The organism is Natronococcus sp. JC468 (assembly GCF_012163165.1).
Classification (GTDB): Archaea; Halobacteriota; Halobacteria; order Halobacteriales; family Natrialbaceae; genus Natronococcus; species Natronococcus jeotgali.
Window position 1 is genome coordinate 19,606 of the sequence record NZ_JAAVUO010000035.1, and the last position, 9,521, is coordinate 29,126.

A 9,521-nucleotide genomic window follows, 5' to 3' on the forward strand; every position below is an offset into this window, starting at 1 on the left:
CCCGAGGCGCGCGTTTTGATCACTCCCATAACATATAAGTACGATAGTGGTACGGACTAATTCGAACCGTACGAGTCCCTGAACGGACCGCGGGGCGTGGACGGCCCGTTCCCGGACCGGGTCGGGACGTTCGGTCGACCGCTGCGGGATCGCGCTCCTCGGTGCGGACCGCGCTTCGGGTCGACCCGCCGTCGGCGACCGTGCCTCGAGCGGGAACGGACGGATCGACTCGAGACAATCGATCCCACGTGACGTGCGGACACCTCTCAGCTAGCTTTATTAATTGGCCTGTGGCCGTCATCGATGGTGATGATGTCCACGAGTACCCAGGAGATGGTAGCACCGAACCGAGAGGAGGCGCTACCCGACCTCGACTCGCCCCGAACAAAGCTCGTCTACCTCGCCCTGTCGATGCGAGGGACGGCGACCGCGACCGAGCTCCAGCGGCTGCTGGGGCTGTCGAAGCTGACGCTGCTACCGATTCTCAGGTCGCTCGTCCGACAGGACCTCGTCGCTCGAGCGGAGGGTGGATATGCGATCCAGTAACGCCCCGTTCGCCGACGCCCCGCGGTTCGACCGAACGCGACCGGAGGGGAACCGATGACGGCGGAGCTCGCCGAGCCGCCGGCGGGGCTGGAACGGCCGCCGCGCCAGCCCCTCGCCGGACGGACGTGTCTGGTCACCGGGGCCTCGCGGGGGATCGGCCGCGGGATCGCCCGCGAACTCGGTCGGTACGGCGCGACCGTCGTCGTCAACTACCGGTCCTCCGAGGAGCGGGCCCACGAGGTCGCCGACGCGATCACCGAGGCCGACACCGCGGGAACGGGCCACCCGGTCCGAGCCGACGTCACGGATCGATCCGAGATCGAGGCGATGCGCGAGGCCGTCGCGGACTCGCTCGGTTCGATCGACGTCCTCGTCAACAACGCCGGGATCACGGCCGATCGCACGTTCGCGAACATGACCCCGGAGGACTGGCACCGCGTCGTCGACGTCTCCCTGCACGGGACGTTCAACTGCACCAAGGCGTTTTACGACGACCTCGAGGCGGCCGACCACGGCCGCATCATCACGCTCTCGAGCGTGATCGGGAAGCAGGGCAATGTCGGACAGGCCAACTACGCGGCGGCCAAAAGCGGGCTGTTCGGCTTCACGCGCTCGCTCGCGCTCGAGCTGGCGGGAACGGGGACGACCGCCAACTGCATCGCCCCCGGGTTCACCCGCACCGAGATGGTCGAGGCGATCCCGGACGAGGTCCAAGACCAGTTGCGCGGGGAGATCCCGCTCGAGCGGTTCGCCGACGTCGAGGAGATCGCGGGTCTCGTCCGCTATCTCGCCGGCGAGGAATCGGGCTACGTGACGGGCGAGGTCATCGACGTCAACGGCGGCATCGACCTCTGACCGCGGGGACGGTCCGTCGGTAGTGTTCGTCTCCCTCGCCGACTACTCGTCGATCGGGATCCGGCGCTTTCGAACCGGGTCGGTCAGGTACGGCTCGAGGTCGGATGCGTCGACGAGTACCACCTCACCGCTCTCGCGGTCGTACTCGATCACGCCGTGATCGGCCAGGCGCGGAAGGTGGTTGTGGACCAGGCGCACCTCCGCGTGCTCCCGGTCCAGTTCGTCGGCGCGGTTTTTCCGACGTGCGGCGAGCTGATCGGCCAGGACGCCCACCGTGGTGCGACCCTCGGTCTCGAGCAGTTCTTCGAGGACGTGCTGGCGGTCGGAGTCGGACAGGACGGCGAACGCCTCGTGGGTGTCCATACGTCGACCTCGGAACACAGGAGGGATAAGACCCGCCCCAAAACACATGGGCGCTATCTTGCGAATTGTTCAGTTCGCAGTGGGATAGTCGGTGCTCCGGGACGGACGTTTCGCGTTCGACTCGCAGTTCGAGGGCATCAGCGATCGCAAACCGCCGATCTCGGGAGAATCGTTGCCGACGCGTTTGTCGTCGGCGAGCGGTACGTGCGTTCCGCGCCGTAGTCGCTTCGTTCGAGATCGAACGATACATCGGATATCATAGGGTAAATCACGACATGATATTGAATCTATTACACAATATACTCAATTCGCCGTCGATCGCCGACTCGAGGGATATAACGGACGGCATCGCGTATTTTAGGGCTTTACAATCGATGCTAGAAACAAACCAGCACCGAAACACAGACTTCTCGGCCAGTGGACAGGATCTCGACTAAATCGCCGTAAATGTCGCCTTTTGACCCCTTCTGTGTATTTCACCGAAATCTGATTTCACCGTATATAGAAAATGGTAGCTTAGTGTTTTTGAATCACTATATTAGATATGTAATCTAATTATGTATTGACAGTACCACGAAACGGAGCCGTCGGACGGGCCCCTAGATTGAAGCACCCGATGCGCCAATCGGGGGTATGGCAAACGCGTCTGGAGTGAGAGAGCGCATCGTCGACGGCGGAGTGATCGCTATCCTCAGGGGGATCGACGAGGAACGGATCGCGTCCGTCGCGAGGGCGATACACGAGGCGGGCGTCACCGCGCTCGAGGTGACCGCCGACGGCGAACGCACGGGAGCGAAGATCGCCGCGGTGGATCGGGAACTGGCGGGTACCGACGCCGTCGTCGGCGCGGGGACGGTGCTGGACCCGGCGGCGGCGCAGTCGGTGGTCGACGCGGGCGCGGAGTTCGTCCTCGCGCCGGACTGCAATCCGGCGGTGATCCGCGCCTGTAATCGGCGGGGCGTCGTCTCGATTCCGGGCGTAATGACGCCGAGCGAGGCCGTCACCGCCGTGGAGGCCGGCGCGGACATGCTGAAGCTGTTTCCCGCGACGACGGTCGGCCCCGGCCACGTCGGTGCGCTGCGGGGACCGCTCGGCGACGTCGACGTCGTTCCGACCGGTGGCGTCTCGCCCGAGAACGTCGGCGACTTCTTCGCTGCCGGCGCCGTCGCGGTCGGGGCCGGCAGCGCGATCGTCGACGGCGACGCCGTCGCGGCCGGGGACGCGGAACAAATCCGCGAGACCGCGGCGGCGTTCGTCGACGCCGTCGAATCGGCCCGGACGGCGTGACGCTCGAGGGTCCCCCGTGAGTCGAACGGCGGGAGCGAACGCCCCTCGCACGGCCGACGACGATCTCCACACACGCCGTTCGTCTCGCGCGTGACGGACCGACGGGACGGTTTTCCTGTGACGAAAAGATGTGCGCGGGACGACGGTCGGAGCGCTTTGGCGGTGCCGCGATCGGTGCAGTTCCCGTCGGTGGCATCGAGCGACTGGCAGATATTTACGATAGTATGTACGTAATACGGCCGCGTCCTGGCCGATAGCGTCGTCGGCAGACGGCGGGATTTTCTCCACGCGAAAAATCGCTGCACTCGCGTTGCCCGTCGTTTTCGTCCGAGCGTCGTCGAACCGAGCGGTCCGTCGGCGGGCGCTCGCTCGAGAGAACGCCGAGCGACGGCGGTTCGACCGCGACCGAGGACGATCCCGAACGTCGCCTACCACTCGGTGACGCTTCCGTCCTCGTTTCGCCAGACCGGGTTGTGCCAGTTGACGGTCTTCTCGGCCTGCCGTTCGACGTACTCCTCGTCGATGTCGATCCCGAGTCCGGGCCCGGTTGGAACCTCGATGTACCCGTCGTCGTACCGGAAGACGTTCCGGTTCTCGAGGTAGTCGAGAACGTCGCTCGTTTCGTTGTAGTGGATGTTCAGGCTCTGTTCCTGGATCAGCGCGTTCGGCGAGATCGCGTCGACGTGGACGCAGGACGCGAGGGCGATCGGGCCGAGCGGGCAGTGGGGCGCCAGCGCGACGTCGTACGCCTCCGCCATCGCCGCGATCTTCTTGACCTCCGTGATCCCGCCCGCGTGCGAGAGGTCCGGCTGGATCACGTCGACTGCTCCGCTCTCGAAGACCTCCTTGAAGTCCCACCGGGAGTACATCCGCTCGCCCGTCGCGATCGGGATCGTCGTGTGCTCGGCGATGTCGCCGAGCGCGTCGTTGTGCTCCGGAAGGACCGGCTCCTCGATGAACATCGGCTCGTACGGCTCGAGCGCCCGGGCGAGTCGCTTGGCCATCGGCTTCGAGACGCGGCCGTGGAAGTCGACGCCGACGTCGATCTCGGGGCCGACGCGCTCGCGGACCTCGCGGAGTCGGTCGACCGCGTTCTCGACCGCGGCCGGATTGTCCACCCGACGGAGCTCCGAGGTGGCGTTCATCTTCAGCCCGGTGAAGCCGTTCTCGACCTTCTCGGCGGCGGCCTCGCCGACCTCCGACGGCCTGTCGCCCCCGATCCACTGGTAGACGCGAACGCGGTCGCGAGCGCGACCCCCCAGGAGTTCGTGGATCGGCGCGTCGAATCGCTTGCCCTTGATGTCCCACAGCGCCTGGTCGATGCCGGCGATGGCGCTCATCAGAATCGGGCCGCCCCGGTAGAACCCGCCGCGGTACATCGTCTGCCAGTGGTCCTCGATCCGCGCGGGATCCTTCCGGAGCAGGTAGTTGTCCATCAGCTCCTCGACGGCCGTTCGGACGGTCGCGGCCCGTCCCTCGACGACCGGTTCGCCCCAGCCGACCAGCCCGTCGCTGGTCTCGACTCGCAGGAACAGCCATCGGGGCGGGACTTCGTACAGGTCGTAATCGACGATTTCGGACATGGTGGGAGTCGTTGGGAAGGGGCCTCGAGACGGCTCCGCGCCCGCCGTTCGACCGACGGAGCGACGCGTTCCGACCGCGTCGCCGACTCGGTACGCCGATCCGCCGACGGCCCCGTTCGTGCGTACCGATTCTCCCGGTCCGTTATAAATATACCCTCCCGCGGTACGGTCCGACAGGGGGTGGACCGAACGGCGACGCTCGCGCGCCGCCGAACGGGCCGTCCCTCGAGCGCAATCGCCGTTTCCGTCCGATCGAGACGCCTCCGTCGCCAAGCTTTTTCGCTATAGGAAAATATATGCCGCTCGACGCTGATCGTCCCCTATGTCGGAGACATCGTATCCGGTTCGCTCCGTGGCGACGACGTTTCGGATCGTCGAGGCCCTCGACGAGGTCGGCGAGGCGGGGATCACGGAGCTCTCCGAGCGCACCGGGGTTTCGAACGGGTCCGTCCACAAACACCTGAACACGCTGCGATCGCTGGGCTACGTGCGCAAGGAGGGCACGCGCTACTCGCTCAGCCTCCGGTTTCTGGGTCTCGGAAACCGTGCCCGGGAACGCCGCGAGCTCGTCCGCGCGGCGAGACCCGCGGTCGACGGCCTCGCCAGCACCGCCGGCGCGGTGACGAACCTCCAGGTCGCCGAGCACGGCTACGGCGTCTACGCGTACAGAGCGACCGACGGCGGGACGGACGCGAACGAGTTCCTCCCGGTCGTCGGCGAGCGAGTCCCCCTCCACACGACCGCGGGCGGCAAGGCGATCCTCTCGCGGATGGACCGGGCCGAGGTGAACGAAATCGTCGACGCCGTCGGCCTGCCGAAACGGACCGACAAGACGATCGACTCGAGGGACGAACTCGAGCGGGAACTTCGCTCGATACGGGACCGCGGGCTCGCGTTCGAACGCGGGGAGCACCGCCCGTCCGTCCAGTGCGTCGCGGCGCCGATCGCGGCGTCCGACCGACCCGTCGGGGCGATCAGCGTCTCCGGGAGCGTCGATCGGATGAGCGGGAAGAAACTCGAGGAGGACCTCGCGGGACTGGTCGTCAGCGCGGCCAACGAGATCGAACTGAACCTCTTCAGGGAGTGACTCCGGGGGCGAGACGAGAGAGCCGTTCGACGCGACGGCCACCGCACGCGGGAATCGTTCGTCCATCCGGAACCCGGTTCGACCGCCCGCGAACGCGCTCGAGGGCGTCGCCGTTCGCGTTTCTAACTACCTGTTTTACTAGGGATCCAATTACGATCACCAGTACAATTAAATAGTCACCTGTCGAGTATCGTGACGGATGGTAACAGCACTGACGATCGATACCGATCGACGCACGACCGTCTCGAGCGGGGGATCGAACCGATGAGCGGAGCCGACGAGCCGACCGAGACCGAACCCGTCGGGCGACGGCTCTCGACGTCGCGACGGCGGTTCCTGCAGGCGACGGGGATGGCGGCGCTGACGTCGGGCGCCGGCGTCGGCGCCGCGGCCGCGTCCGACGATTCCTCCCCCTCGAGGATCCCCCCGGGCGCGATCGACGAGGCGACGCTCCGGTCGTACATCGACGATCCGGCGGTCTTCGAGGAGAACCACGAGCCGCCACACGTCACGACGACCGTCCCGTTCGAGTCGACCGAGCAGGCCGTCGCCGCCGACGTTCCCTACGAGCGCCTTGAGGACCGGTTCGACCGCTCGCCGTACTTCCGGCTGCTCGACGGGGACTGGCGGTTCAGACGCTACGAGAACTACGCGGTGGTTCCGGACTCTCACGACGACGTCGACTGGGACGAGATCGCTGTCCCGAGCAGCTGGCAGGCCCGGGGGTACGGCCAGCGGATCTACGCCAACACCGACCTGACCTGGAACCACTACGACCCGCCCTCCGACGAGAACCCCGTCGAGGAGGTCCCGCTGGAGAACAATCCCGTCGGCGTCTACCGTCGCTCCTTCGAGGTCCCCGCCGACTGGGACGGCCGCCGAACCCACCTCCACTTCGGCGGGGTGAGGCAGGCGTACTTCGTCTGGATCGACGGCGAGTACGTCGGCTACCACCAGGGGTCGATGACGCCCGGCGAGTTCGACGTCACCGACCGCGTCGAGCCCGGCGGGACCCACGAGGTCACCGTCCAGGTGTATCGCTTCTCCGACGCCGAGGCGATCGAGGCCCAGGACATGTTCCGCTACTCGGGGATCTTCCGAAGCGTCTACCTGTACGCGACGCCGCGGGTTCGGGTGCGCGATTTCTTCGTCCGGACCGACCTCGACGACGACTACGAGGACGCGACGCTGCGGGTCGACGCCGAGCTCGCGAACGACGGCGGAGAGTCCGGCGAGTACGAGCTTCGGGGCTGTCTCTACGCACCCGATTCGGAGGGGCCGCGGCGCGGCCCGCCCGAGGAGACGCCCGGACGCGGGCTGCCCGAGGACGCGCCGGGACGCGGTCCCCGTCCCGGCGACGCGGGAGACGGCCCGTCGGAGGGTCCCGGCCGCGGCCCGCCGGGGAAGGGGTCGACGGGTCGGGAGGTCGCGACGCTGTCGGGGTCGGCCGACGTCGGCGCCGAGGGTGCCCACGTCTCGCTCGAGACCGCGGTGCGCGACCCCGAGAAGTGGTCCGCCGAGGACCCGACGCTGTACACGCTGGTCCTGGAGCTGGTTCCGCTCGAGGGGGACGCCCCTGGCGAGGTCCTGCTCGAGAAGGTCGGCTTCCGGGCCTACGAGGCCGAACGGGGAGAGCTGAGTTCGGCGTGGCGCGTCAACGGCGAGCCGATGAACGTTCGGGGGGTGAACCGCCACGAGACCGACCCCGACTACGGGCGACACGTCCCGATCGAGACCCTGCGGACCGACTTCGAGGTCATGAAGCGGTTCAACGTCAACTCCGTGCGGACCTCCCACTACCCCAACGACCCGTCGTTCTACCGGCTGGCCGACGAGTACGGGATCTACGTGCAAGACGAGATCAACGTCGAGACCCACTGGTGGGAGCAGATGGCCGCCAACGTCGACGCGTTCGACGAACAGATCCTCGCCCGGTGGCGGCGGATGGTTCAGCGCGACAAGAACCACGCCTCCGTGTTCGTCTACTCGACGGGCAACGAGGCCGGGACGGGACCGCCGCACCTCGCGATGGCCGCCGACAACCTCGGCGAGGAGAACGCCGATCGGATCCCGGAGACCTTCGAGGCTCACCACCTCTCGGGGGCCGACGACGCCGACCGCGTCGGCGAGGCCCTCGACCTCGAGCCCCGCGGCGTCGACACCACCCGCCAGCTCTACCACCAGCCCAACGGCGGCGGTTGGACCATCGACTACAGCGACATGCTCGGGCCGCGCTACCCGATGCCCGACGGGATGGTCAGCGAGGGCGACGGCTCCGGGCTCGGCGACGGCGAACGACCCGTGATGATGGGCGAGTACAACCACGCGATGGGCAACAGCCTCGGGCTGATCCACGAGATGTGGTCCGAGTACGTCCAGCCCCCGGTCCGCCGGGCGCGCGATAACGTAGGCGAGAACGACGGCGTCCTCGTCGGCAGCCCCGAGGTCGCGGGGGACGGTCGGGTCGCCCTCGAGGGCGGCGAGTACGTCGAGGTCCGCGACGCCGCGGACGTCGCGTCCCTCGAGACGGGCGGGACCGTCGAGGTCGTCGTGCGCGACGTCGACGGCGCGACCCCGCTGGTCGCCGTCGACGGCTACGAACTGGGCGCCGCCGACGGCGAGTTCGAGTTCGCGGTCGGCGACGCGTCGGTCGCGGCGTCGATCCCCGACGGGGACGGCCGACACACCGTCGCGGGCGTCCGCGCGGACGGCGAACTCCGGCTGTACGTCAACGGCGAACTGGCGAGCGTCGAGGACGACTCCGCCGACGGCCTCGAGTTCGGCGGCGACCTCCTGATCGGGGGCGATCCCGACGCCGACGGGGGCGTCACGCTCGACTCGGTGGCCCTCTACGGCGCCGCGCCCGACGGGGAGGGCTACTCCTCACCCGGGGAGCCGACGCTGTCGTACGACTTCGCCGATCTCGCGCGCGACAAGAGCCTGCAGGGCGGCTGGATCTGGGACTGGGTCAACCAGGACCTGAACGACGAGACCGACGACGGCGAGCCGTTCCAGTTCTACCACCTCGAGGGGCCCGACGGGGCGTTCTGTCTCAACGGCACCCTCTGGTCGGATCGCACCCCCCAGCCCGAGATGTGGGAGCTCAAGAAGAGCCACCAGCCCGTCGGTATCGCGGCGCGCGCCCTCGAGAACGGCGAGCTCTACGTGACGAACCACTTCGGGTTCACCGACCTCTCCGCGCTGGAGACGAGGTGGGAGCTCGCCGCCGACGAGGAGACGATCGACTCCAGCGAACTCGACCTCGAGATCGCTCCGGGCGAGACCCGACCCGTCACCGTCCCCTTCGAGGCGCCCGACCTCGAGCCGGGCGCGGAGTACTGGCTCGACGTCTCCGTCCGCCTCGCGGAGCCGACCGACTACGCCGACGCCGGCCACGAGGTCGCCTTCGAGCAGTTCGCGGTCCCGTTCGACGTCCCCGAGCCCGAGACCGAGCGCGCGGCGGCGATGCCCGGGCTCTCGGTTTCGGAGACCGACGGGACGATCGCGATCGAGGGAGACGGCTTCGAGTACGCCGTCGATTCCGAGCTCGGCACCCTCGCCTCGATGGAGTACGACGGAACCGAGCTGCTCGAGCGCGGCCCGCTGCTGAACGCCTGGCGGGCGCCGATCATGAACGAGGCCCAGGACTGGGGCGGCGCACAGGCGCCCGACTGGTACGAGGCCGGGCTCGACGACCTGCGCCACGTCGTCGAGTCGGTCGAGGGCGGCCGACTCGAGGGCTCGGTCGCCCGCGTCGCCGTCGAAGGGTTCGCGGAGGGAGCCGCCGAGGACGGCGGGCT

Annotated in this window: 7 protein-coding genes; 5 read left to right on the forward strand and 2 right to left on the reverse strand. The window is 67.9% G+C overall.

The genetic code is table 11. The features are described 5' to 3' along the window. Positions 1-309 precede the first annotated feature (309 nt). Both GWG54_RS16240 and GWG54_RS16245 read left to right on the forward strand, forming a co-directional pair. A complete protein-coding gene (locus GWG54_RS16240) occupies positions 310-546 on the forward strand; it encodes a helix-turn-helix domain-containing protein (RefSeq protein WP_167938762.1) in 237 nt (78 codons plus the stop codon). Between the two features lie 54 nt (positions 547-600). Next, positions 601-1,401, forward strand: coding sequence for a beta-ketoacyl-ACP reductase (locus tag GWG54_RS16245; RefSeq protein WP_167938763.1), 801 nt, complete (start codon positions 601-603; stop codon positions 1,399-1,401). Positions 1,402-1,443: 42 nt separating this feature from the next. Here the strand turns inward: GWG54_RS16245 and GWG54_RS16250 are convergent, their stop codons facing one another. Then, positions 1,444-1,764, reverse strand: a complete 321-nt coding sequence (locus GWG54_RS16250) for a hypothetical protein (protein ID WP_167938764.1) — start codon at positions 1,762-1,764, stop codon at positions 1,444-1,446. A gap of 633 nt (positions 1,765-2,397) precedes the next feature. Here GWG54_RS16250 and GWG54_RS16255 point away from each other — a divergent pair. Beyond that, positions 2,398-3,051: a bifunctional 4-hydroxy-2-oxoglutarate aldolase/2-dehydro-3-deoxy-phosphogluconate aldolase gene (locus tag GWG54_RS16255; RefSeq protein ID WP_167938765.1), complete on the forward strand. Its 654-nt coding sequence runs from the start codon at positions 2,398-2,400 to the stop codon at positions 3,049-3,051. A 428-nt stretch (positions 3,052-3,479) separates the two neighbouring features. On the opposite strand, the gene dgoD is transcribed toward GWG54_RS16255, so the two are convergent. Then, entirely contained in the window at positions 3,480-4,634 is a 1,155-nt protein-coding gene (gene dgoD / locus GWG54_RS16260; protein ID WP_167938766.1) for a galactonate dehydratase, read from the reverse strand. Between the two features lie 322 nt (positions 4,635-4,956). Here dgoD and GWG54_RS16265 point away from each other — a divergent pair, with 322 nt between their 5' ends. Beyond that, complete coding sequence (locus GWG54_RS16265; RefSeq protein ID WP_167938767.1) at positions 4,957-5,721, forward strand: IclR family transcriptional regulator; 765 nt, start codon at positions 4,957-4,959, stop codon at positions 5,719-5,721. A 264-nt stretch (positions 5,722-5,985) separates the two neighbouring features. Then, positions 5,986-9,521 (forward strand): glycoside hydrolase family 2 TIM barrel-domain containing protein (locus GWG54_RS16270; RefSeq protein WP_167938768.1); only part of this gene is annotated, 3,536 nt, incomplete at its 3' end.